Source organism: Micromonospora sp. NPDC005324, from assembly GCF_040607155.1.
Lineage (GTDB): Bacteria > Actinomycetota > Actinomycetes > Mycobacteriales > Micromonosporaceae > Micromonospora > Micromonospora trifolii.
In genome coordinates, this window is sequence record NZ_JBEXGE010000028.1 from 33,703 (window position 1) to 57,455 (window position 23,753).

The 23,753-nt window shown below is 73.9% G+C and carries 16 protein-coding genes; 6 read left to right on the forward strand and 10 right to left on the reverse strand.

Translation table 11 applies throughout. From position 1 onward, the window contains the following. Positions 1–6: 6 nt before the first annotated feature. The 9 genes from ABZS40_RS25480 to ABZS40_RS25520 all read right to left on the reverse strand — a co-directional run bounded on the left by ABZS40_RS25480 (position 7) and on the right by ABZS40_RS25520 (position 17,214). The gene (locus ABZS40_RS25480; protein WP_354945999.1) at positions 7–3,555 is read right to left on the reverse strand and encodes an amino acid adenylation domain-containing protein; all 3,549 of its coding nucleotides are present in this window, start codon (positions 3,553–3,555) and stop codon (positions 7–9) included. Further along, a complete protein-coding gene (locus ABZS40_RS25485) occupies positions 3,552–5,861 on the reverse strand; it encodes a lantibiotic dehydratase (protein WP_354946000.1) in 2,310 nt (769 codons plus the stop codon). Before ABZS40_RS25485 ends, ABZS40_RS25480 begins: the two co-directional genes overlap by 4 nt. Then, positions 5,858–8,956 (reverse strand): thioesterase domain-containing protein, encoded by a 3,099-nt coding sequence (locus ABZS40_RS25490; RefSeq protein WP_354946001.1) that lies wholly within the window; start codon positions 8,954–8,956, stop codon positions 5,858–5,860. Before ABZS40_RS25490 ends, ABZS40_RS25485 begins: the two co-directional genes overlap by 4 nt. Further along, the gene (locus ABZS40_RS25495) at positions 8,953–12,477 is read right to left on the reverse strand and encodes a beta-ketoacyl synthase N-terminal-like domain-containing protein (RefSeq protein ID WP_354946002.1); all 3,525 of its coding nucleotides are present in this window, start codon (positions 12,475–12,477) and stop codon (positions 8,953–8,955) included. The genes ABZS40_RS25490 and ABZS40_RS25495 overlap by 4 nt, the downstream gene beginning before the upstream one ends. A gap of 441 nt (positions 12,478–12,918) precedes the next feature. Continuing rightward, positions 12,919–13,506: a DUF2267 domain-containing protein gene (locus tag ABZS40_RS25500; RefSeq protein ID WP_354946003.1), complete on the reverse strand. Its 588-nt coding sequence runs from the start codon at positions 13,504–13,506 to the stop codon at positions 12,919–12,921. Between the two features lie 68 nt (positions 13,507–13,574). Continuing rightward, the gene (locus tag ABZS40_RS25505; protein WP_354946004.1) at positions 13,575–13,973 is read right to left on the reverse strand and encodes an NUDIX domain-containing protein; all 399 of its coding nucleotides are present in this window, start codon (positions 13,971–13,973) and stop codon (positions 13,575–13,577) included. Positions 13,974–14,024: 51 nt separating this feature from the next. Then, the gene (locus tag ABZS40_RS25510; protein ID WP_354946006.1) at positions 14,025–15,359 is read right to left on the reverse strand and encodes a hypothetical protein; all 1,335 of its coding nucleotides are present in this window, start codon (positions 15,357–15,359) and stop codon (positions 14,025–14,027) included. After that, complete coding sequence (locus ABZS40_RS25515) at positions 15,356–16,177, reverse strand: sugar phosphate isomerase/epimerase family protein (protein WP_354946007.1); 822 nt, start codon at positions 16,175–16,177, stop codon at positions 15,356–15,358. Before ABZS40_RS25515 ends, ABZS40_RS25510 begins: the two co-directional genes overlap by 4 nt. Beyond that, on the reverse strand, positions 16,174–17,214 hold the full coding sequence (locus ABZS40_RS25520; RefSeq protein WP_354946008.1) for a zinc-binding dehydrogenase: 1,041 nt from the start codon (positions 17,212–17,214) through the stop codon (positions 16,174–16,176). The genes ABZS40_RS25515 and ABZS40_RS25520 overlap by 4 nt, the downstream gene beginning before the upstream one ends. Before the next feature lie 115 nt (positions 17,215–17,329). On the opposite strand from ABZS40_RS25520, the gene ABZS40_RS25525 reads away from it, so the two are divergent. Genes ABZS40_RS25525 through ABZS40_RS25540 form a run of 4 tightly spaced genes read left to right on the forward strand, consistent with a single transcriptional unit; the run spans position 17,330 to position 21,203 of the window. Further along, positions 17,330–18,724 carry an extracellular solute-binding protein gene (locus ABZS40_RS25525; RefSeq protein ID WP_354946010.1) on the forward strand — a complete coding sequence of 465 codons (1,395 nt, stop codon included), beginning with the start codon at positions 17,330–17,332 and terminating at the stop codon, positions 18,722–18,724. Continuing rightward, complete coding sequence (locus ABZS40_RS25530; protein ID WP_210785044.1) at positions 18,721–19,677, forward strand: sugar ABC transporter permease; 957 nt, start codon at positions 18,721–18,723, stop codon at positions 19,675–19,677. The genes ABZS40_RS25525 and ABZS40_RS25530 overlap by 4 nt, the downstream gene beginning before the upstream one ends. Next, complete coding sequence (locus ABZS40_RS25535; protein WP_091406739.1) at positions 19,677–20,543, forward strand: carbohydrate ABC transporter permease; 867 nt, start codon at positions 19,677–19,679, stop codon at positions 20,541–20,543. Before ABZS40_RS25530 ends, ABZS40_RS25535 begins: the two co-directional genes overlap by 1 nt. Positions 20,544–20,597: 54 nt before the next feature. Further along, on the forward strand, positions 20,598–21,203 hold the full coding sequence (locus ABZS40_RS25540; protein WP_354946011.1) for a class I SAM-dependent methyltransferase: 606 nt from the start codon (positions 20,598–20,600) through the stop codon (positions 21,201–21,203). A gap of 30 nt (positions 21,204–21,233) precedes the next feature. Here ABZS40_RS25540 and eccB read toward each other — a convergent pair whose 3' ends face one another. Further along, a complete protein-coding gene (gene eccB / locus ABZS40_RS25545) occupies positions 21,234–22,619 on the reverse strand; it encodes a type VII secretion protein EccB (protein WP_354946012.1) in 1,386 nt (461 codons plus the stop codon). Between the two features lie 129 nt (positions 22,620–22,748). Here eccB and ABZS40_RS25550 point away from each other — a divergent pair, with 129 nt between their 5' ends. Beyond that, on the forward strand, positions 22,749–23,468 hold the full coding sequence (locus ABZS40_RS25550) for a spermidine synthase (protein ID WP_354946013.1): 720 nt from the start codon (positions 22,749–22,751) through the stop codon (positions 23,466–23,468). 96 nt (positions 23,469–23,564) lie between these two features. Continuing rightward, positions 23,565–23,741 carry a hypothetical protein gene (locus ABZS40_RS25555; protein ID WP_238677404.1) on the forward strand — a complete coding sequence of 59 codons (177 nt, stop codon included), beginning with the start codon at positions 23,565–23,567 and terminating at the stop codon, positions 23,739–23,741. Positions 23,742–23,753 lie beyond the last annotated feature (12 nt).

Here is a 23,753-nt window from a genome sequence, read left to right on the forward strand (position 1 = left end):
CCTTCGTCACGCGGTGCCGCCAGGGCGGCGGGGAGGGATACGGCGGGTACGGCCACGGCGGGCGGCGGCCCGCATCGCGGCCCGGGCCAGCTCCGGCCGGTCGGCGGCGCCGTCCAGGCTGGCGGCGAGGGCCCGGACGGTGGGGTGGCGGAACAGGTCGAGCATCCGGATCGAGCGGCCGGTGGCGGCGATCAGCCGGGCGTGCACGGCGGCGAGCGCCAGCGAGTGGCCGCCGATGTCGAAGAAGTTGTCGGTGACGCCGACCCGGTCCCGCTCGAGGACCTCCCGCCAGATGCCGGCGATCAGCTCCTCGGTCTCGGTGAGCCCGTCCGGTCCGGCGGGCAGCAGACCGGGCGGCGGGCCGGCGGCCTCCGCACCGGCGACCGTCATGGCGCCGAGCTGCGGCACCCGCACGGTGGGCCGGGGCAGGTCCCCGGCCACCGCACGGGCCGGCGCGTGCGGCGTGGCGGCCAGCGCGTCCACCAGATCCGCCAGGTCGGCGAGCAGGTCCTCGATCCGGGTGGCGTCGAACAGGTCGGGGTTGTAGACCACCTCGACCCCGGCCCGGCCGTCGCGCTCCACCACGTAGACGGTGATGTCGAACGGCGAGCCGGGCTTCGGCACGGCCACCGGCTCGGCGCTCAGCCCGCTCAATTCCAGCCGGGGCGGGGCGAAGTTGAGCACGTTGAACAGCACCTGCACCAGCGGCGCCCGGGCGGTGTCCCGGCCGACGCCCAGTGCCTCGACGATGCGTTCCAGTGGCGCGCCGGGGTGCGCCGTGGCCTCGTGCAGCTCGCCGGCGCACCGGTCGACCAGCTCGGCGAAGCTCGCGCCGGCAGTCCGTACCCGGACCGGCACGGTGTCGATGAACAAGCCGACCACGTCGTCGAAGGCGGCCAGCCGCCGATCGGCGACGATCGCCCCGAGCACGTGGTCGTCGCCGCCGGTGAGCCGGGCGATCAGCTCACCGAAGGCGGCGAGCAGCACCGCGGCGACCGTCGTGCCGCGCCGCTCGGCCACCTCCCGCACGGCGTGGTCGGCCGGCGCCGACAACCGGACGGACGCCTCCGCGCCCGCGTAGGTCTGCACCGCCGGCCGGGGCCGGTCGCGGGGCAGCTCCAGGACGGTCGGCGCGCCACTCAGGTGCCTGGCCCACCAGGCCAGATCGGCCTCGCCCCGACGCCCGTCCCGCGCGTCCCGCCACACCGCGTAGTCGGCGTAGCGGGCGCGCAGCTCCGGCAGCGTGGGCGGCTGGCCGGCCACCGCCCGGCCGTACCCGGTGGCCACATCGTCGTAGCAGACCCGCTCGGACCAGCCGTCGAAGACCGCGTGGTGCCAGGTGACCGCCAGCACGTGCTCGTCCGGCCCGAGCCGGTAGACGGTCACCTGCCAGGGCGGCCCGGTGGCCAGGTCGAACGGGTGAGCGGCGCCGGCGGCGAGCATCCGGGCCAGCTCCGCCTCCCGATCGGCGCTGTCGGTCAGGTCGACCACCGGCACCGCCACGTCGGTGGGCTCCGCGCAGACCGCGTACGGCACGCCGCCGGTCTGCGGGATGCGCCACCGCAGCACGTCGTGCCGGACGGCCACGGCCCGCAGCGCGGCGCCGAGCGCGGCCGTGTCCAGCGGCCCGCGCAACCGGTGCGCCACCGCGATGTTGTACGGCGCGCTGGACGGCGCGAGCTGGTCGACGAACCAGAGCCGGCGCTGCGGCGGGGAGAGCGTCGGCGGGTTGCCGGTGCTCAACTCGTCGCCGGCGCTCGGCGCGACGGCGACCTGCTCGACCAACCGGCCGAAGCCGCGCAGCGCGAACACCTCCCGGGTGTCCACCTGCCGGCCCAGCTCGGCGCGCAGGGCGGCCACCAGCCGCATCGCCGCGATGGAGTTGCCACCGGCGGCGAGGAAGTCGGTGTCCGGGCCCGGCGGCGTGCCCAGCAGCCGGGTCCAGATCCCGGCCACCGCCGCCGCGACCGGGTCGTCGGTCAGTTCGGCGGGCACCGCCGCGTCGGCGGGCGCGCCGCCCGGCTCGGCCGGTGGGGTGGTGAGGGCGGTGACGGCCAGCGCCCGCAACGCCGGCCGGTCCAGCTTGCCGCTGGTCGGGCTCACCGGCAGCGCGGCGCGGCGCAGCACCCGGGCCGGCAGCATCGCGGCGGTCAGCCGACTGCCGGCGTACGCGCGCAGCCGCGCGTCGTCGGGCGCGTCCGTCGGGGTGAGGAACGCGACCAGCTCGGTGCCGGCTGGCCCGGCCACCGCCTCAACGGCCACCGAGGCGACGCCGGGCAGGTCGGCCAGCACCGCCTCGACCTCACCCAGCTCGATCCGCTGCCCCCGGATCTTGACCTGCCGGTCGGCCCGGCCGAGGTAGACGATCCGCCCGTCCGGGTCGTGGCGGACCAGGTCACCGGTGCGGTACAGGCGCTCACCGGGCAGGCCGGAGAACGGGTCCGGGACGAAACGCTCGGCGGTCAGCGCGGGCCGGCCCAGGTATCCGTCGGCCAGCCCGGGCCCGCCGATCAGCAGCTCACCGGTCTCCCCCACCAGCACCGGGTTCAGCGCGGCGTCCACCACGTACGCGCGGTGGTTGGGCAGCGGCCGGCCGATCGGCACCGGGTCGGTCTCGGTGGCGCTCAACGGGCCGCTGACCGCCAGCACAGTGGTCTCCGTCGGCCCGTACCCGTTGAGGAAGCGCCGGCCGGGCGCCCAGCGCGCGGCCAGCGCGGCCGGGACCGCCTCGCCACCGCACAGCACCGTGCGCCAGTCGGGCACCTCCTCCGGGTCGAGCATGGCCAGCACGGTGGGCGTGATGAAGCCCCAGTTCACCTCGTGCGCGACGATGAACCGGGCCAGGCGCACCGGGTCGGCGCGGTCCTCGGCGCCGAGCAGCTGCACCGTGCCGCCGAGCAGCAGCGGGACGAACAGGTCCATGGTCGCCGCGTCGAAGCCCAGCGAGGCGATGCCCAGGCTGCGCACGCCGGCGTCCGCGCCGCTGAGCGCGACCACGCCGCTGACGAACTCGACCACGTTGCGGTGAGTGGTGAGCACGCCCTTGGGTCGGCCGGTAGAGCCGGAGGTGAACAGCACGTACGCCGGATCGCCGGGGCGAGCCGGGCACGGCGCGAGGGGAGCCGGACCGGGCAGGCCGATCGCCTCGACGCCGGGCGCGGCGCCGAACTCGGCCTCCGCGGCATCGCCCACCACCAGCGACAGGCCCGCGTCGGCGGCGATCCCGCGCAACCGCCGACGCGGGCCGCCCGGCTCCAGCGGCACGTAACAACCGCCGGCCAGCAGCACACCGAGCACGGTGGCCACCAAGTCGGGTCGGCGGGTGCCGCACACACCCACCCGGGTCTGCCGACCGACCCCCCGGGCACGCAGCGTGGCGGCCACCCCGGCGGCCCGGGACAGCAGCTCGGCATAGCTGAGCCGGGTGTCCCACTGGCGCACGGCCACCGCGTCCGGGGTGCGGGCGGCCTGCGCCACGACCAGCTCGGCGAGCGTCGCGTCCGGCCAGGGCAGCGACTCGCCCCGTACGGCGCTGACGGACAGGATGCCGGTCACCCGTTCCCCCCGGGGTAGCTGCTCGGATCGGTGACCTGCAGGCGGAGCTCGTTGACGTACCCGCGGCCCTCCGCGTCGGTCACCCAGCTGTCGTCGGGTGTCGGCAGCAACTCGGTGACCACGATCGCGACGTCCGGCCCGGTCCGGGCGGCGGCGTCGACCATCGCGCACAGCGACTGGGCGTGGAGCGGGCCGGTCAGGTCTACATAGCAGGGCTTGACCTCGGTGCCGAGCTTCACGAACACCTGCTCCGGCAGGCCGAGCCGGGCCCGCCACCGGCGCACCGCGAGGAACCGGCCGGCCTCCCCCTTCACCCCGGCCAGACCGCTGTCCCCCACAGTGGTCCGCCACGTCCGCCGGGCCACCACCAGGCGGTCGATGGTGATCCGGGGCGTGTGCGGCGCCGGGTCGAGCAACTTGAAGCTGTCCAACAGCAACGACCCGAGCAGGTTGGCGAAGACCTCCACCAGCGGCCAGCGGCTGCCGTCGGGCAGCACCGCCTCCAGCCGGTCACCCGCCGGCACCACCCGCACCTCGGTGGCGGGGACCAACCGGTCGATCTCACCGCCGCGGGCGGTGTCGATGCCGAGCTGCCGGTCGGCCGCGCTGTTCAGCCCGTACGTGGTGCGGGTGGTCACCCTCGGGAAGCCCTCGGGGTAGAGGACCCGGACCCGGGCCGGGCCGAGGTCTTCGTCCAGCCCGGCGCGCAGCGCCACCGGGTCCGGGTGGAACGGCACGAAGACCGCGCTGTCGAAGGGCACGTGAGCCGGGTGCAGCTCGCCCAGCACCAGCAGGAACTCACCCCGGTTCAACGCGTCCAGGTCGACGGCGCTGATCTGCACGTCCGGGCTGTGGATCCGGCCGGACGGCCAACCCGGCGCGGTCGCCGGGAACACCCGGTGGGCCCGCTCGGTCAGCTCCGCGGCGCTGAGCCGCAGCTCCGACTGCCCCGGCGGCAGCGCGGCCAGGTCGAACAACTCCGCCCAGCGGGCTGTGAAGCCGGCTCCGGCGGCTGCCAGTGGCCCCTCCGGGGCGAGCAGCAGCCCCTGGGCCAGGGACCAGACGTCGGCCAACCGCACCGGGCCGTCGGCGCGCAACTCCTCGTACAGCTCGCCGAGGAGTCGTTCGCAGGCGGCGCCGATCTCCGCGGTCAGCCACCGCGCGGCCTGGAGCAGCACGGCCAGCGGCGCGGCGAGGGCATCGAGCACCCCCGCGCCGACGGTCACGCTGAGATCCCGCGCGGTCTCCTCGTACACCACGGTCCGGCCGACGTACATCTGACCGGCCTGCCGGGTGGCGGGCCGACCGGTGACCTCGGTGAATTCAGCGTTCAGCGCCTCCAGCGCGGCGCCCAACCGGTCCGGGTCGCCAGCCGCCGCGGCGACGTCGTCGCGGCGCGCACAGAGCCGGTCGAAGCCGTCGATCACCTCGGCGCGCAGGTCGGCCGCGCCGATCGCGTCCAGCCGCTCCCGCAGCACCTGCTCGGCCCGGGGGCTGATCGGCAGACCGGCGTCCCAGGTCAGCAGGCCACGCTCGACCAGTCGGTCGAGCAGCAGGTACGCGTCGGCGGCGGAGCGCATGCCGGCGTCGCCGTCGGCAAGGATCCCCTCGACCAGCCGCAGTGCCGGCGTACGCCCGTCGCACCCGGCCAGCAGCCGGGCCTCCAGCGTGGACACCTCCACCGGGGGGTGCAGCGGCCGGTGCAGCCGCCGGCCCTCCACCGTCAGGTGCGGCGCCAGCGCTGGCGCCCACCAGCGACGCACGTCCAGGTCGTCGGCGAGCCGATCGGCGTAGGCGATCAACGCCCACGCCTCGAAGCGCACCAGCCGGCCCGACAGCAGCCCCGGCCCCGGGCGCAGCCGGGTCGACTCCTCAGCGGGGTCGAGAACGCCCCAGCAGACCGGGCCGAAGAAGCCGATCGTCTCGGCCTTGCCGCAGTAGCGCTGCCAGTAGCGCAGCAGGCTCAGTTCGCGCCGGCGCCGCCAGTGGTTGCGCACCGACGGGTCGGTACGCAGCAACCCGTCCAGGGCGGTCAACATGGCCGGGTTCTGCCAGGTGACCGCCTCGCGCAGCAGCGGGTCGGCGGCGATCTCGCCGGCGGTCACCGAGGCCCCGGCCAGGGCCTCGGCGAACGTCTTGTCGAACAGGTCGGCGGTGTCCTCGCCGGGCGGTAGCGCGTCCGCGGCGGCGGCGGCCTCCGGGGCGGCGAAGGCGGCCAGGCCGTCGGCCGGGAAGCCGGCGGTACGCAGCACCACGTCGCGCCAGACCGACCAGCCCGTCGTGCCGAGGGGCAACAGGTGGTTCATCGAATCAGCTCCGGCTTGTCGGTGTCCACGATGTGCAGTCGTAGTTCGCTGAAGTAGCGCCGGCCCGCCGCGTCGGGCACCCAGGCGTCCTGCGGGGTGGGAAGCATCTCGCTGACCACCAGCGTCGTGGCGTCGCCGCCGTCCCGGCGGGCCGCACGCACCATCGCGCAGAACATCGTGGCGAAGGCGGGACTGCTCAGGTCGACGAAGCAGGGCTTGGTCTCGGTGCCGAGCTTGATGTACACCTGCTCCGGCAGGCCCAACCGGCGCCGCCAGGCCCGCACGGCCAGGAAGCGGGCCCGCTCCGCGGTCACCGCGCCCAGGCCGCACGCGCCGACCGTGGTCCGCCAGGTCTGCCGGGCCACCACCAGCCGGTCGAGGGTGATCCGCGGGGTGTACGGCGCGGCGGCGACCAGTTTGAAGCCGTCGACCGCGTGTGTGCTGAGCAGCCCGGCGCAGACCTCGGTCAGCGACCAACGCTGTCCGTCGGCGGCGGCGACCACCAGCCGACCCGCCTCGTCGTGCACGGTCAGCGCCACGGTGGGCAGCACCCGGTCCGGGTCGGCGTTGGGCGCCGGGGCGAAGGCCAACTGCCGGTCGGTCGGGCCGATCAGCGCTTCCGCGACCCGGCTCGTGCGCCGCGGCCAGTCGGTGGGGAAGAGCAGCCGGATCCGGTGCGGACCGAGGTCGGCGGCCAGCGCGTCGCGCAGCCGCTCCACGTCCGGGTGCGACGGGGTGAACACCTGACAGTCGAACGACGGCCAGGCGGCGTGCAGCTCGCCGAGCACCACTGTGTAGTCGCCCCGGGCCAGCGCGGCCGCGTCGGCCGCGCAGATCTGCAGGTCCGGGCTGTGCAGCCGGGCGTTGGACCAGTCCGTCCGCACGGCCGGGAAGGCCTCGTCGACCCGAGCGGCCAGGTTCGCCACGTCGAGACGCACCTCGGTGGTGCCGGGAGGCTGCTGATCCAGCTCGAACAGCTCCGCCCAGCGGGCGGCGAACTGAGCGGCGACCGTGTCCACCGGGCGCTCCCCGGTGCCCCAGAAGAGCCCTTGGACCAGGAACCACAGGTCGGACAGGGCGACCGGGGCGTCGCCAGCCTCGGCGCGCAGTTCCTCGTACAGCTCCCGGAACACCGCCCCGTACGCGTCCTCGAGCGCGACGGCCAGCCAGCGGGCGGCCCGCAGCAGCACGGCCAGCGGCGCGGCGACGGAGTCCAGCAGCGGCGCTCCGAAGACCACGTCCAGGTCCCTGCTGGTGTCCTCGTAGCAGAGGGTCCGGCCGGCGTACATCTGTCCGGCCCGGCGTTGTGCGGCCTGCCCGGTCAGGTCGGTGAACGTCGCGTCGAGCGCGTCGAGCGCCACCCGCAGTCGGTCCGGGTCTCCGGCCACCGCGACCACCGCGTCCCGGGCGGCGCAGAGCCGGTCGAAGCCGGCCTGGGCGGCGGCCCGGGCCGGGGCGTCGCCGACGGCGGCGATCCGCTGCCGCAGCACCTCCTCGGCGGCCGGACTGACCGGCAGTTCGGCGTCCCAGGTGACCAACTCGCGCTGCACCAGCCGGTCCAGCAGCGCGTACCCGTCCTCCGGTCGGCGCAGCCCGATGCTCGGGTCGGTCACCACGTCGCGCGCGGTGCGGTTTCCGTCGGCGGCGGTGAGCAGGGCCGCCTCCACCGGGGACAGCGGGACGGGGGGCCGGCCCGGCCGACGCACCTCCCGGCCGACGAGGCACAGGTGCGGGGCGAGCCGGGGCGACCACCAACGGCGCACCGCCAAGTCCTGACCGATCCGCTCGGCGTACGCGGTCAGCGCCCAGGACTCGAACCACACCCAGCGGCTGCGGGTCAGCGCGGCGCCGGGGCGCACCCGTGCCGCCACCGGCAGCTCGGCGTCGATGGTGACCCAGCAGCTCGGCCCGAAGAAGCCGACCGTCTCGTTCTTGCCGCAGTACCGCTGCCAGTACTTGAGCAGGGCGCGTTCCCGTTCCCGGCGTCGCACGTTGCGGGCGGCATCGGGGCCGCCCCGGGCCAGGCCGTCGAGGGCGACCAGCGCACTCCGATTCTGCCAGGTGACCGCCTCGCGCAGCAGCGGGTCGGCGGCCAGCTCGCTCAGCCCCCGGCCGGTGGCGGTGATCGCCGCGGCGAACTCCTTGTCGAACAGGTCGGCACCGGTGCCGCTGGCGAGCAGTTCGTCGGCCGCGGCGGCGGCCTGCGGGGCGGCGAACATGGTCAAGCCCTCGGCGGGGAAGCCAGTGCTGCGCAGGATGGCGTCGCGCCACACCGACCAGCCGGTGTCGCCCAGCGGCACCCGGTGCCCGTCCGCCGCGGCGCGCGCCGGCCCGCCCGTCGTCGGGGAGCGAGCGGTCTCCCGGTCGAGCGCGGCGCGCAGGTCGGCGCGGATCGCCGCGGCCAGCCCGGGCAGCGCGTCGTGCAGGAAGAAGTGCCCGCCGTCCAGCTCGTGCAGGGTGAAACCGGCGCAGGTGTGCTCCCGCCAGGCGTCACTCTGCTCCCGGCTGACCGCCCCGTCGTGACGCCCGCTGAACGCCACGATCGGCACCGGCAGCGGCTCCTCGGGTCCGTAGCGGTAGCCGTCCACCCGCTCGAAGTCGGCGCGCAGCAGCGGCAGCAGCAGCTCGACCAGCTCGGGGTGCCCCAGCACCTCGCCGGGCAACCCGCCGCTGACCCGCAGCCGGCGCAGCAGCTCCTCATCGTCCACCTGCGACAGCCCGTCGAAGACGCTGGGCGCGTTGATGTGCGGGGCGCGGGCGCCACCCACGTAGAGCCGCAGCGGCAGCGGACCTCCGCTTCGGCGCAGCTCGCGGATCACCTCGAAGCCGAGCCGGCCGCCCATCGAGTGGCCGTAGATCGCGTACGGACCGTCGGCCCGCTCGGCGATGGCGGTGGCCACGTCGGCCACCCGGAAGCGGGGGGCCTCACTGATCCGGTTCTCCCGGCCGGGTAGCTGCACGGGCAGCACCTCGACGTCCGGGGCGAAACGGCCCGGGAAGTGGCGGAACGCGCTGGCGCCGGCGCCGGCGTAGGGCAGGCAGAACAGTTGCACCGGCGCCGGATCGCGGCTGCCAGCGGAGAGGAACCAGGTCACCGCTCGCCTTTCTGAGGGGGGTCGATCCAGTACCGCCGCCGCTGGAAGGGGTAGGTGGGCAGCGAGGTGCGTCGGATGGCGTCGGCCGGGTGCAGGGCCGTCCAGTCCAGGTGTTGGCCGGCCACCCAACTGGCGGCCAGCTCGCGGAGCGCGCCGGCCGGGCCGGCGACCCGGGCGTCGGTGCTCAGCAGCTCGTCCAGCGCGGCGACGGCGCCGGCCGCGTCGGTGGCGACCACGGCGGCCCGGCAGCCGAACTCGCGCCGGCCCAGCGCCAGCGTCGCGGCGACCTCGGCGAGGGCAGGCGCGGAGCCGGCCAGGTGCCGCCGCAGCCGGGTCAACGCCGCCCGAAGGGCCACCGGGGTACGCGCCGAGACCGGCAGCACCTGCGCCCCGCTCGGCCCCGCGTCGGGCGGTTCCGCCGGGGGCGGCTGTTCCACCACGACGTGCGCGTTGGTGCCGCCCAGCCCGAACGAGCTGACCCCGGCGACGCGACGCGGCGCGTTCGGCCACTCCTGGACCTTCGTCGGCACGTAGAACGGGCCGTTGGCCAGGTCGATCTCCGGGTGCGGCCGGGTGAAGTGCAGGTTCGGCGGGATGACGCCGTGCTGCACGGCGAGCACCGCCTTGATCAGACCGGCGATGCCGGCCGCGGCGTCGAGGTGGCCGATGTTGGTCTTCACCGAGCCGAGCGCGCAGGTCTCGGCGGGCGCGGTGCCCTCGTACACCTCGTGCAGCGCGGCCACCTCGATCGCGTCGCCGAGCGGGGTGCCGCTGCCGTGCGCCTCAATGAAGCGGACCTCGCCCGGGGTGACCTCGGCGGCGGCGAGCGCGCCGGCCACCGCGGCGGCCTGCCCGGCCGGGCCGGGGACGGCGAAGCCGGCCCGGTCGGCGCCGTCGTTGGTGACCGCCCAGCCGGGCAGGATCGCGAGGACGCGGTCACCGTCGGCCTGCGCGTCGCCGAGGCGGCGCAGCGCCACCACTCCGACTCCGGAGCCGAAGCCCGCGCCCTGGGCGGCCTCGTCGAAGGCCCTGCAGCGGCCGTCCGGCGAGGCCAGACCACCCGGGATGTGCCGGTGTCGAGGCCACATCACGCTCACTCCGCCGGCCAGGGCGATGTCGCACTGGTAGTCGGCGAGGCTCTGCGCGGCGAGACACACGGCGACCAGCGAGCTGGAGCAGGCGCTCTGCACCGCCACCGCCGGCCCGGTCAGCCCAAGCCGGTACGCGACCTGCCCGGGCAGGTGGTCGGCGAGCTGCCGACCGACCAACCGTGCCTCCCAGTCGTCCGGGTCGACGTCGCCGACCACGGCCGGGTTGTCCATGAGGTGGAACAGGAAGTAGCGGTTGACGGAGGTGGCGGCGTACACGCCGACCGGGCCGGGGAACCGGGCCGGGTCGTGACCGGCATCTTCCAGCGCCTCCCACGCGGTCTCCAGGAACAGTCGGTGCTGAGGGTCGGTGCGGGCGGCCTCCTGGTCGCCGAAGGCGAAGAACTCGGCGTCGAAGTCGGCGACCCCGTCGAGCCGGCCGGTGGCCTTGACGTGCCGGGGGTCGGCGCGAAGTCCGGGGCCGACCCCCAGCGCCGCCAACTCCTCGTCACTGTGGTCGTGGATGGCGTCCACGCCGGCGCACAGGTTCCACCAGAACGTGGCCACGTCCGCCGCGCCGGGGAATCGCCCGGCCAGACCGATCACGGCGATCTCGTCGCCGGTGTACTCGCGTACGCCGACGGTTGCGGCGGACGGGCCGGCGGGCATCGGGGGCACGGCGGCCAAGGCCACGACGGCCGGTGCGGGTCCGACGGCCTGTACCGGCTCGACGGCCGGTGCGGGTGGGTCGACCAGCCGAGCCTGGGCGGCGACCGTCGGATGCTCGAAGAGCCGGAGCAGCGGCGGCCGGACGCCGAACCGTTCGGCCAGCTGCTGCTGCACCTGGCCGAGCAGCAGGGACTGCCCGCCGATGTCGAAGAAGCTGTCGGAGCGGCCGACGGCCTCCCGCCCGAGCACGGCACACCAGATGTCGTGCACGATCCGCTCGGTAGGGGTAGCCGGCTGGTCCCCCACCGACCCGGCTCGGGCAGGGTCGGGAAGGGCCCGCTCGTCGACCTTCCCGCTGACGGTCAGCGGGAACTCGGCGACCGGCACGACGGCGCGCGGCAACGCGTACTCGGGCAGGTGCCGGGCCAGGGTGGCCCGGAGCACGGCCGGGTCCACCGGCGGCCCGGCCGACCGGACGTAGGCCAACACATCACCGTCGCGGGCGATGGCGCGCACCTCCGCGACGCCCGGCGCGGCGGCGAGCACCGCCTCGATCTCGGTCAGCTCGACCCGGAACCCCCGCACCTTGACCTGCCGATCGAGCCGGCCGAGGCAGCGCAGCTCGCCGGTGGGCAGCAGCTCACCCAGGTCACCGGTGCGGTACGTCCGCACGCCGTCGGGGTCGCGGCCGAAGGTGTCGCTGGCCTGACCGAGGTAGCCCGGCGCGAGGTGTTGACTGCGGACCACGATCTCGCCGTCCGGTGCCAGTCGCAGCGCGTACCCGGGTAGGGCCGTCCCGATCGGCAGCGGGCCCGTGGCTGCCGGGTCGACGTCGGCGAGCGGCAGCGCGTATCGGGCCGCGAAGGTCATCTCGGTGGCCCCGTAGCCGTTGACCAGGACGCAGCCCGGGGCGAAGCGACCTCGGGACCGGGCGGCGTCGGCGTAGGTGGCCTGCTCGCCGCCGAGCAGCACCACCCGGACCCGGTCGAGCCGTTCGACGCCCGGGGTGTCCAGCAGGTACCGGTAGACGGTCGGGGTGGAGTGGTAGACGGTGACATCGTGGCGGGCCAGGTGCTCGACGGCGTACGCCAGGCCGTGCCGTCGCAGGTCGACCGGGACGACGGCGGCACCGGTGAGCAGCGCCGGGTACAGGTCGGGGATGGACGCGTCGAAGCTGAACGAGGCGAGCAGGCTGAGCCGGTCGCCCGGCCGCAGGTCGAGGGTGGCGATCTGGTTGTTCACCACGTGCGTGAGGTTGCGGTGGCTTTGCCCGACGGCCTTGGGGCGCCCGGTGGACCCGGAGGTGAACAGCACGTACGCGAGCGCGTCCGGGTCTACCCGCACCGGGCGCAGCGGCGCGGGTCGCACGTCGATGGCCGGGACGATCCGCAGGCCCGGCCGGTCGGCGGCGAGCCGTCGGGCCAACTCGGTGTGCTCGCCCCCGCAGAGCAGGGCGGTGGCGTCTGCGCCGTCGAGCAGTTGGCGCAGCCGCTGCTCGGGCAAGCCGGGGTCCAGCGGCACGTAGGTGGCGCCGGTGGCGAGCGTGCCGAGGATGGCGGCGATGGTGGCGGCCCCGTGTGCGGTCAGCAGGGCTAACCGGTCGCCGGGCTGGACGCCCGCTGCGGTCAGCAGGTCGACGTGCCCACCGGCGAGGCCGGCGAGGGTGGCGTAGTCGAGCGGGCCGGTGTCGCCGAGCACGGCAGGCTGGTCGGAACGGGTGGCTGCGACGTCGACGAAGCGGTGGACCAGTGCCGAGGTCTTCATCTCAGAACGCGCGCGGGCGTCTACAACGGACATACGCACAGCGATAGATGACAGTGATCATTATCCCCCCCCAGGACTTCACAATGGAAGGAGCATAGAGTTCGATGGCCGTTGAGGAAGATCATCTATTAGAGTCGGACCAAAGGGTCGACTCGGGGCTCGGACGAGGGACGTCGAACTTCGTCCGATCATCCCCCCTGGCCCTGCGGCGGATTTTCACCTAACGCGACCAAATCCGGCGAATCTTTCGGCATGACAATCCTTGCGCGGGTGGATTTCGCGACAGCCACAGTGAGGTCGGTTGATCGACAGCCCGCTGGTCCACGGCGGATCAGCGCCCGTACGAATGGTGAGCGCCGCGGCTGCTGGCCAGCCCCACGATGTCGGCGATGTGGAGTGGATCTAGCCGCAGCGGCCGGGTACGACGGAGTACGGGCCGACTCAGGGCAGGTACGGGTCGGGCCAAACGGGAGGATCGGACGCGGCACCGCCGCCTCCGCCGTCGCGCGGCAGTCGCGCCACCATATCGCGGAACTCCCGTACGGTCATCGCCTCCCGCAACGTGGCGAAGACGGCGCCGGCTCCGGCCCGGGCGGTGGCCGCATCCACCCCGGCGCGCTGTCCCACCCGGCGGAGGAACTCCGCCGGGCCGGCGTCCGCCGGCGGTGGAACCGCACCACCCACCTCCAGGCCCACTCCGGTGTTCAGCCCGCCCACGCCAGGCTCCGGCTCACCGCTCAGAAGCGGATCCACGCCGAGATCCGGACCACCAGCCCCGCCCGGATCCGGGGGTGAGCCCCCGGCCGGATCCGGACCAACGGCCCCGGCCGGATCCGGGGCCGAGCCGGTGAGGTATCCCCCGACCGAGTTCGGAAGGTGCCCGGGGAGGTCGTCGGGCGGGCCGTCGGTCACCCGCTCGGCCATCGTCTGGAGCACGGCGCGGGCGAGGGCGGCGGCCTGCTCGGTCGGCAGGCCGGACCGCCGGGACACCGCGTCGATGAAGTGCGGAAACCCGTCGCCGTCCGTCACGCCCCGGCGGTTACCCCCGGCCGACGCCGCCAAACTGCGCCGCCAAACTGCGCCGGCAACCTCGGCCGTCAGCGCAGCAGACCCTCGGCCAGCAGGTGGTCGAAGATGACCTGGTCGACCGGCGAGGTGCGGTGCCGGTCGGCGTACCCGAGCCAGGCCATTTCGGCGATCTCGCTGGCCGGCCGGAGCTGTCCCCGATAGCCGGCCCGATAGCAGGTCATCCGCACGGTGATGCCGGCCGTGTGGCCGTGCGCCTGAGCGGAGAAGGTGCCCAGGTGCACGGCACCGGGCACGTCGACCTCGACGCTCAACTCCTCGTCGATCTCCCGACGCAGGGTCTCCAGGTCGCTCTCGCCCGGCTCGCGCTTTCCGCCCGGCAGGTACCAGACGTCCTTGCCCACCGACCGGGTGCTCAGCACCCGACCATCCTCGACGAGGATCCAGGCCACCTTGTCGATCTCGCGCACGATGCTTCCTTCAGCCGCCGGGATCGGGGACGCTACCACCCGGCGGCGCGCTCAGTCGGCGAGCAGGTCGAGCAGCAGCGCGGCGGTCCAGCTGAACGCCGGTGAGCCCAGCCCGGCGCCGGTGTCGGGGTGGAAGTACTCGTGGCAGCCGGCCCCGGCGACCAGACCGATCATCGAACGGCGCAGGCCGGCGGCCAACTCCGGGTGCCCGTGCCCGAGCAGCCCCCGCCCGACCAGCCAGCCGATGTTGAGCCAGCTCGGCCCACGCCAGTAGCGCAGCGGCTCGAAGTCGGGTGCGGTGCGGTCGTAGGTCGGCAGCGGCCGGTCCATCCGTTGGGCCACCCCGAAGCGCGCCGACCGGGCCTCGACGACCAGCGCGTCGGCCTGCCGGGTCGGCAGGTCGGGCAGGATCAGCGGGGTCAGCCCGAGCACGGTACGGGCGCTCACCAGCCGGTCGGTGCGCAGGTCACGAGGCTGGAACGTGCCGGTGTCACTGTCGTACAGCCGGCGGAGGAGGGCTTCGGTGACGCGGGCCGCGCGGGCCCGGTGCGGCCCGGGGTCGCCGCCGACGAGCGCGGCGATCTCGGCGAGGGCGTGTTCGGCGGCCCCGAACGCCGCGTTGAACAGCGGGCACTCCACCAGGAACGGGTGACCGGCGGCCAGGTCGCGGTCGGAGTAGCACTGGTCGCGGTAGGCGGCGACGATCGCCAGGTAGCGCGCGTAGTCCAGGTCCGTGGGGCGCTGCGTGGCGTCGGCGTGCGTGGTGTCGTGCCGACGGTACGCGCGCATGACGGCCGCCTCGGCCGGTACCGCGGCCATCGGCTCGTCCCACGCCGGGCTGTTGTCCAACCCGGACTCCCACGGGTGCACGATGCAGACCAGCCCGTCACCGGCGACGTCCCGCCGGTCGGCCAGGTAGCGCTGTTGGGCGACCAGCGCGGGGTAGAGCCGGCGCAGCGCGGCCAGGCCGGTGGGGTCGGGCGCCCGCCGGTACGCCAGCAACGCGGCGAGCGCGTGCACCGGCGGCTGGACCAGGCCGGAGGTGGCGACCGTCGGCGCGCCCGGCGCGTCGGCCGAACGCCACATCTCCGGCCCGGGGAAGTACGCGCCGACCCGCAGCGCCGAGTTGAACACGATGTGCGGCACCCGTCCGTCGGCCCACTGCGCCCGGAACAGGCTCGCCAGCTCCCGCCAGGCGCGGTCGGGGCGAACCTGGGCCAACCCGATCGCGATGAACGCGGAGTCCCAGCTCCACTGGTGCGGGTAGAGCGTGCGCGAGGGCACCGTGTGGTCGTGCTCCCAGTTGGCGTCGAGCGTGTCGACAGCGAGCCGACGCAACCCCGCCAGGTCGGTCGGGCCGCCGGTGCGGGCTGCGGCGGCGGTCACGCGGCGGCCCGCCGGGGCAGCGCGTGTCGCAGCACCGTGGCGGCCTGTTGCAGGGCCCGGACCGGGTCGCCGCGGAGCCGGCACTCCAGCGCCAGCCAGCCCCGGTAGTCCAGCTCCAGCAGGGTACGCACCAGCGCCGGCCAGTCCAGGTGCCCGGCGCCGGGCTGGTACCGGTTGGAGTCGCTGACCTGGACGTGCCCGAGGTACGGCGCGGCGGCGCGCAGCGCGCGGTGCACGTCGTCCTCCTCGATGTTCATGTGGAAGGTGTCGGCGACCACCCGGACCGACGGCAGCCCGAGCGCGGCGCAGAGCGCCACCGCCTCGTCGAGACGGTTCACCATGTGGTCCTCGTACCGGTTGAGGGGTTCCAGGAAGAGGGCGACCCCCTCGGCCTGGGCGTGTTCGCCCAGCTCGCCGAGGGCGTCGAGGAGCACCTGCCGGTCGCCGTGCGGCGGGCGGGGCGGCTCGAACGGCGGCAGTCGCCGGGAGAACATCCCCCAGGCGGCCGGGGTCATCACCCCGACGCCGCCCAGCTCGGCGATCACCGAGAGCTGGGAGCGCAGGTTGCGGACGGCGTCAGCGGACCGGGCGCTGTCGAAGTCGCCGATGAAGTGGTCCATCTCGACGCAGACGGTGGGCATCACCACCCCGGCGGCGCGGGCCCGGCGCAGCTCGGGCAGCCGACGGGCGAACGCCAGGTCGCCGCGGCCGCGTAGCTCGATGCCCTGGTAGCCGAGGGCGGCCGCGAGGGCGTACTTCTGGATCAGGTTGGTGCCCGGCAGGAGTTGTTCCTGACAGGCCAGCGCGATGGTGGTCATGGGAACCTCAGCACGACTTGGAGGACGTCACCGGCGCCGCGGTCGAGCAGCGCGAGGGCGTCGGCGACCGCGCTGGCGTCGACGATGTGGCTGACCAGCGGCAGCGGGTCGACGCTGCGGTCGGCCACCAGGTCCATGAAGGTCTGCGCGACCCGGTCTCCGGTCCACCGGCCGGCCATGCTCGGCGCGGGGGTGGGCCCGGAGACCTGGGCGGCCACCAACTGGATTCGGTTGTGATGGAACTCCTCACCGAGGCCGAGCGCGTCGGCCTGGCCCTGGTAGAAGCCTGCGGCCACGACCCGGCCGGCGTGGGCGGTGGAGCGGATCGCCTCGTGCAGCGCCGGGTACGCGCCGGACAGCTCCAGGCAGACGTCGGCCCCCCGACCGCCGGTGGCCTGACGCAGCACGGCGGCAGCGGAGGTGACAGTCGCGTCCACTGCGGATCGCGCGCCGTAGCGGGCGGCGTGCTCCAGCCGGTCGGGCACCGTGTCGACGGCCACCACCCGGGCCCCGGAGAGCACCGCGAGCCGGGTGGCGAGCAGCCCGATGACGCCCTGGCCGAAGACGCCGACCCAGTCGCCGAGGTGCAGGTCACCGGCGAGCACGGCGGTCAGCGCGATGGCGCCGGGGCGGGCGAAGACCGCAGCGAGCGGATCCAGCCCGGTGGGGAGCGCACGGACCGCGTCGGCGGCGAGCACGGCCTCGGCCCGGTGCCCCCAGATGCCCCAGACGAGCTGCCCCGGATGCCGGTCGGTGACCTCCGGGGCGACCTCGATGACCTCCCCGACCTCTTCGTAGCCGAAGCCGATCAACGGATAGGGCACCGGCGTCTGTCGGGGGACGAACATCCGGGCGGCGTCGTCCCAGTCTTTGCTGAGCCGGGGATTGCTGCCCCGGTAGAGAGTCAGCTCGGTGCCGGCGGAGATGCCCGAGTAGCAGGTGCGGACTCGGACCTGGCCGGGGCCGAGCGGATCCGGCGGGCAGGGCTCGAGGCTGATGCGTCGAGGCCCGGCGAGAGAGACCACCCAGTTGCCCATGTGTCACATCCCGGTAGCACTGGGCTCCAGGATAGCAAAAAATCGCGATATGTCTTGCTATTGATAAATCGAACGTGTTGGATCATTCTTGTACCCTTCGAGAGGAGTGCCATCGATGTCAGCACCTCCGAGGCGGATACTCGCCACCACACTGATCCTGGCACTGACCACGTCCACCCTGCTGGCCTGCGGCGACGATAAATCCGACAGCAACAGCAAGAAGATCACCGTCTGGAGCCTGGAAGACGTGGCCGACCGGGTCACCGCCACCAAGGCGATCATCGCCGACTTCACCGCCAAGACCGGGATCCAGGTCGATCTCGTGACCGTCAACGAGGACCAGTTCCCCTCACTGATCGCCGCCAACGCCGCCGCCGGTGACCTGCCCGACGTGGTCGGGTCGGTCTCCCTCGCCGGCATCCGTACGCTCGCCGGCAACGAGCTGCTACACGCCTCGGCGAACGCGGAGGTCGTCGACAAGCTGGGCAGGCAGACGTTCTCCCCGCGAGCGCTGGAGCTCACCTCCGACGACGGCAAACAGCTCTCCGTGCCCAGCGACGGGTGGGGGCAGTTGCTCGTCTACCGCAAGGACCTGTTCGCCGCGGCCGGCCTGCCCGCCCCCGACACGTACGAGCGGATCACCGCCGCCGCGGCCCGACTGAACACCGGCGGCGTCGCCGGCATCACCGCGGCGACCGCCCCCAGCGACGTGTTCACCCAGCAGACCTTCGAGCACCTGGCGCTGGCCAACGGCTGCCAGCTCACCGACGACTCGGGGAAGGTGACACTCGATTCGCCCCAGTGCGTCGAGGCGTTCCGCTTCTACGGTGACCTGATCCGCACCAGCTCGGTGAAGGGCGCGCAGGACGTGGACACCACTCGGGCCACCTACTTCGCGGGCAAGGCGGCCATGGTGATCTGGTCGCCGTTCATCCTCGACGAGCTGGCCGGGCTGCGCAACGACGCCAAGCCGACCTGCCCCCAGTGCCAGGCGGACCCGGCGTTCCTCGCGAAGAACAGCGGGTTCGTGACCGCGATCAAGGGCCCGAACGGCACCGAGCCGGCCCAGTACGGCGAGATCAGCTCGTGGGCCGTGCTCGACGGCGCAGCGGCCGACCCGGCCAAGTCCTTCGTGGAGTACATGCTCGGCGACGGCTACCCGCGCTGGTTCGGCATGTCCCCGGAGGGCCGCTTCCCGGTGCGCAAGGGCACCACGGCCGAGCCCGAGGCGTACCTCACCGCCTGGAACACCAGCCAGGCGGGCGTGGACGCGAAGAAGCCCCTCACCGACGTGTACGGCGAAGAGGTGCTGGCCACGCTGCGCCGCAGCCCGGACACCTTCGGGCGCTGGGGCCTCACCCAGGGGCAGGGCAAACTCGTCGGCGCCATGCTCGGCGAGTTGCCGGTGCCCAAGGTGCTGGGCGACCTCGTCTCCGGCAAGTCCGACGCGGCGGCCACCGCCGGCCGCGCCACGAAGGACGTGGACGCCATCAAGGCGGGCGTCAATTGACCACCACCGCGCCCGGCCCCGGCCGCTCCCCCACCAGGGAGCGGTCGGCGCCACCCCGGCGCCGACCGCTGACCCTGCGCCGCCGCGAATCCCGGGCCGGGCTCGCGCTGGTCGCACCGACCCTGCTCGTCACCATCGCTGTCATCGGCATCCCGATCGTGTGGACGGTGGTGCTCGCCTTCCAGCGGGTCCGGCTGGCCACGCTGCGCAAGACCGGTCTGTTCGGCGAGTTCACAATGGACAACATCGACCGGGTGCTGCACACCCCCGGCTTCGCCGAGACGCTGTGGGTCACGCTGATCTACAGCATCGGCGGCACCGTCGGGTCGATACTGCTCGGCCTGGTGGCCGCCCTGGTCGTCCGCCGGCCGTTCCGGGGTCGCACCCTGGTCCGGGCGTCCATGCTGCTGCCGTACGTGGCGCCGGTGGTCGCTGTGACGTTCGTCTGGCAGGTGATGCTCGACCCACAGCTCGGCATCGTCAACGCGTGGGGTCAACGCCTGCTGGGCTGGGACGCCCCGGTGCCGTTCCTCACCCAGGAGTCGACAGCGCTGGCCACGGTGATCGTCTTCGAGGCGTGGCGGTACTTCCCGTTCGCGTTCCTGTTCCTGCTGGCCCGGCTCCAGGCGGTGCCCGGCGAGTTGGAGGAGGCCGCCCGGGTCGACGGCGCCACCCCCACCCAGCGGTTCCGGCACATCCTGCTGCCGCAACTGCTGCCGGTGATCGCCCTGCTGGGCGTGCTGCGCTTCATCATGACGTTCAACAAGTTCGACGACGTCTACCTGCTCACCGGCGGTGCGGCCGGCACCGAGGTGGTCAGCGTGCGGGTGTACGAGTTCCTCACCGCCCGCACCGACATCGGGGCCGCGGCCGCGCAGGCGGTCGTCCTGGCCGTGGTGCTCATCGTGTTCGTGCTGATCTATCTGCGCTTCTTCGGACGGAGGGTGGGCTGATGGACCGGGACGTGGTCGAGACGGTGAGCCTGCGTTGGCTGCGCCGCCTGGTGATCGCCGTCTTCCTGGTGATCACGGTGTTCCCCTTCTACTACATGCTGGTGCTCTCGGTGCGACCCATCGAGCGGCTGCTGCTCGACCCCGGCGCGCTGGTGGTCGGCTTCGGTGAGCTGACAGTGGCCACGTACGCCGAGGTGCTCAAGGCCACCGACGACGGCGGCCAGGGCTTCCTCACCTTCATCCGCAACAGTGGGCTGGTCGCCGTCGCGGCGACGGTGCTCACCCTCCTGGTCGCGATCCCCGGCGCGTACGCGGTGGCCCGGCTGCGGTTCTTCGGCCGGCGGCAGGTGGACTTCCTGTTCCTGGCGGTCTACCTGTTCCCGTCGATCGTCATCGCGATCCCGCTGTTCGTGGTCTTCACCCGGGCCGGGCTGCGCGGCTCGCTGTTCGGTCTGGTGCTGGTCTACATCTCGCAGACGCTGCCGGTGTCGGTCTACATGCTGAAGAACTACTTCGAGACCATCCCGGTCAGTCTGGAGGAGTCCGCCGCCATCGACGGCGCCGGTCGACTCGGCATCATCCGGCGCGTCAGCCTGCCCCTCGCCATGCCGTCGATCATGGCGGTCGCGCTCTACGACTTCATGATCGCCTGGAACGAGTTCCTCTTCGCCCTGCTGTTCCTGGTCGACAAACCCAACCGGTGGACGGTGTCGCTGGGGTTGTCCCTGCTCGCCGACGGGGTGGAGGTCCCCAAGACGGTGCTGATGGCCGGGTCGGTGGTGCTCACCCTGCCCATCGTGATCCTCTTCTTCGCCAGCGAACGGCTGCTCACCGAAGGGCTGACCAGCGGCGCGGAGAAGGGATGATCGTCTCGTCCGGGTCGCCCGCCCGGCCCCCACCGCCCCGGATACGGTGGCCTCATGGCCAACCCGACCCGCTGGGCGACCGACACCGGCCCCGAGCACTCACAGTGGTATATCGACCGGTTCCGCAAGCTCGTGGCCGAGGGTGCGGACCTGGCCGGCGAGGCCCGCCTGGTCGACGCCCTCGTCGCGCCCGGCTCCCGCATTCTCGACGCCGGTAGCGGCACCGGCCGCGTCGGTGCCGCGCTGGCCGACCGGGGGCACACGGTGGTCGGCGTGGACGCCGATCCCGCGCTGGTGGATGCGGCCCGCGCCGACTATCCCGGCCCGACGTGGCTGGTCGCCGACCTCGCCGAGCTGGATCTGCCGGCACTGGGTGAGGCGGAGCCGTTCGACGCGGCGGTGCTGGCCGGCAACGTGCTCGCCTTCGTCGCCGTCGGCACCGAACCGGCGGTGCTGCGCCGGGTGGCCGCGCACCTGCGACCCGATGGCGTGTTGACAGTGGGCTTCGGCACCGAGCGCGGCTACCCGCTGACCGCGTTCGACGCCGACGCGGTGGCCGCCGGGCTGCGCGTGGAGCAGCGCTTCGCCACCTGGGACCTGCGCCCGTGGCGCGACGACGCCCCGTTCGCGGTCACCGTCCTGCGCCGCCCGGCCGACTGACAACCGGCCCCGTGCGGGGCCGGGTCGTCCTCAGTCCGGGGCGGCGACGGCGCGGGCGGCGGCCGGGTCGAGGGTGGCGCCGGCAGGCACCAGGCTGACCAGCCCGGCCGGTAGTCGCACCGGCCGCACGTCGCGGTAGCCGAGCATCGGGAGCACCTCCCGGTCGGCCAGCACGTACCGTCGGCCCAGGTCGGTGACCACTGAGACCGCGCCGCCGGTCGCTCCGGGCGCCGCGGCGGCCTCGACCACAGCGCCGCGGCCCGGTTCCACCACCACGTGGTCGGCCAGCACCGCGCCGCCGGTCGGCGCGGTGCGGGGCACGGCCGTCAGGTCCCGCAGCGGTACGCCCCAGCGCACCTCACCAACCCCGCCGTCGTCGCCGATGCGGGTGCAGAGCGCCCCGCCGTCGCCGGCCGCGAGCCGGGGCGGGGTCGGTGGCGGGGCGTTCGGGCCGGTCGGGGCGAGATCAGGCACCGTGGGCAGCGCCGCGAACCGACCCAACGTCATCGGCGCCGGCTCGACCTGCCCGGTGCTGGCCAGCAACAACCCCGCCTGCAACTCGGTGATGCCGGCCAGGCCGGCGTCGAGCGCCACTGCGTACTGCCGGCCGCCACCGGAGTTGCTCACCAGGTAGACAGTGCCGATCGCGGCGCCTGGCACCCGGGTGGCGGGCCGACCCAGCGCGGGCAGATCGAGCGGGGCGAGGTCGGTGCCGGCGGGCAGCGAGTTGAGCAGTGCCGGCGCCACCGGAACCGCCTGGGCCCGGGTGGTGGCGAGAGCCGCCAGCACCCGGCTGGGATCACGGACGAGGTAGCGCCGCTGGTGCCAGACCAGGTGCAGCCCACCGTCGGGATGGCGCAGCAGCAGCGCGTCGTCGCCCAACGGCCGACCGCCGTCGGGCTCGGTGCCGATCAGCAACGCCGAGCGGGGCGCCTCGACGGCCGCGCCGGCCGGGACCGTCGAGCAGACCGTCCACGCCGAGGCGGCCAGCCGGCCCGGGGCGGGCAGCGAGTCGGGTGCGTCGGCGATGCCCAACGGCAGCCCGCGCGGGACCCCGTCGATCGTGCGTCGGGACACCAGAACGGTCTTCGACCGGTCCGCGCCGACGATGAGCAGCGCCGAGGCGTAGTTGAGCACCGGATGCAGCTTCTGCTCGCGATAGACGAACCGGGCGCCGGATTCCTTCTCCACGATCACCGCGCCCGGGTCACGCCAACCCTTGCCGCCGCCGGCGAACAGGCCGTAGAGGGCGAAACCACCGAGCCCGATCGCCGCGACCAGGACACTGGCCAGGCCGGCGCCGGCCAGTCGCCGAAACGGCGACTGCGCGGGGTCGGTCTCCCGCATTACCAGGGCGGCGACTGCCCGCTGGACGCTGAACTGGTAAGAGTGCAGCTGGTCCTGCCGCGACGGCATGAGTCCCCTCCGGTGGATCGGCCGGGCACAGGATATGCGCTGCGTCGATCTCCTGCGGACCCTGCGTCGCCGCCCGTCGAAGGGCAACCGCTACCATCCGTGGACGAATCTGGCGGCGAGAGGGCACCCGTGGGCGCGCGTTTCGAAGAGCTGGCCTGGCGGGAGACCCCGATCGGCGCGATCAGCCTGCGCCGACGCCAGGACCCGGCACTCCAGGTCGAGGTGTACGAGGTCAAGCTCGACGACGAGTACCTGATGTCCAGCCTCTTCCCGGTCGCGGAGATCGAGCTGGCCCGGCTGGGTCTCGCCGAGGTGGCCGGTGACTCGCTCGACGTGGTGGTGGGCGGTCTCGGGCTGGGCTACACCGCCTGCGCGGCGCTGGGCGACCCCCGGGTGCGCTCGCTGTTCGTGGTGGAGGCGATCGAGGACGTGATCGACTGGCACCAACGAGGGCTGCTGCCGTTCGCGGCAGGCCTCGCCGAGGACCCCCGGACCCGCTTCGTGCAGGCCGACTTCTTCGCGGCGGTGGCCGGTGACACCGGCTTCGACACCGAGGTGCCCGGTCGGCGGTTCGACGCGGTGCTGCTCGACGTCGACCACTCCCCGCGCAACGTCCTGCACCCGAGCCACGCGGCGTTCTACCCGCCGGCCGGGTTGCGCCGCCTGGCCGCCCTGCTGCGCCCCGAGGGCGTCTTCGCGCTCTGGTCGGACGACCCGCCGGACGCCGAGTTCACCGCGGCGCTTGCCGAGGTGTTCACGAGCGTCCGCGCGCATGTCGTGCCGTTCGCCAACCCACTGACCGGTGGGGAGTCGGCCAACACCGTCTACGTGGCGCGTACCGGCCCCTGATCGACTCGAGTACGCCACTCGCGCATGGTGTCGGCCGGACGGGGAACGATAAACCGGGTCGGCCGCACCAGGCGCGGCCGGTTACTGGAGGTCGACATGCGTGCACTGCTCTGGGTCGTCGGCGTGGTCGCCGGCGTGCTGATCCTGCTCGGGTTGATCCTCGAGGCGGTCCGCTGGCTCATCATCATCGGTGTGATCGCGCTGGTGATCGTGATCGTCTGGGGCGTCGTCAAGGGGCGGCAGGCCGTGAGCCACCAGTCCCGCCGACGGTGACCGGCGACGGGG

Bases quoted from the DNA above. Each gene is read 5' to 3' on its own strand.
- ABZS40_RS25535 (WP_091406739.1), top strand. From the start codon at position 19,677: ATGGACCGGGACGTGGTCGAGACGGTGAGCCTGCGTTGGCTGCGCCGC.
- ABZS40_RS25485 (WP_354946000.1), bottom strand. From the start codon at position 5,861: ATGAACCACCTGTTGCCCCTCGGCACGACGGGCTGGTCGGTCTGGCGC.
- ABZS40_RS25495 (WP_354946002.1), bottom strand. From the start codon at position 12,477: ATGAAGACCTCGGCACTGGTCCACCGCTTCGTCGACGTCGCAGCCACC.
- ABZS40_RS25520 (WP_354946008.1), bottom strand. From the start codon at position 17,214: ATGGGCAACTGGGTGGTCTCTCTCGCCGGGCCTCGACGCATCAGCCTC.
- ABZS40_RS25525 (WP_354946010.1), top strand. From the start codon at position 17,330: ATGTCAGCACCTCCGAGGCGGATACTCGCCACCACACTGATCCTGGCA.
- eccB (WP_354946012.1), bottom strand. From the start codon at position 22,619: ATGCCGTCGCGGCAGGACCAGCTGCACTCTTACCAGTTCAGCGTCCAG.
- ABZS40_RS25540 (WP_354946011.1), top strand. From the start codon at position 20,598: ATGGCCAACCCGACCCGCTGGGCGACCGACACCGGCCCCGAGCACTCA.
- ABZS40_RS25555 (WP_238677404.1), top strand. From the start codon at position 23,565: ATGCGTGCACTGCTCTGGGTCGTCGGCGTGGTCGCCGGCGTGCTGATC.
- ABZS40_RS25515 (WP_354946007.1), bottom strand. From the start codon at position 16,177: ATGACCACCATCGCGCTGGCCTGTCAGGAACAACTCCTGCCGGGCACC.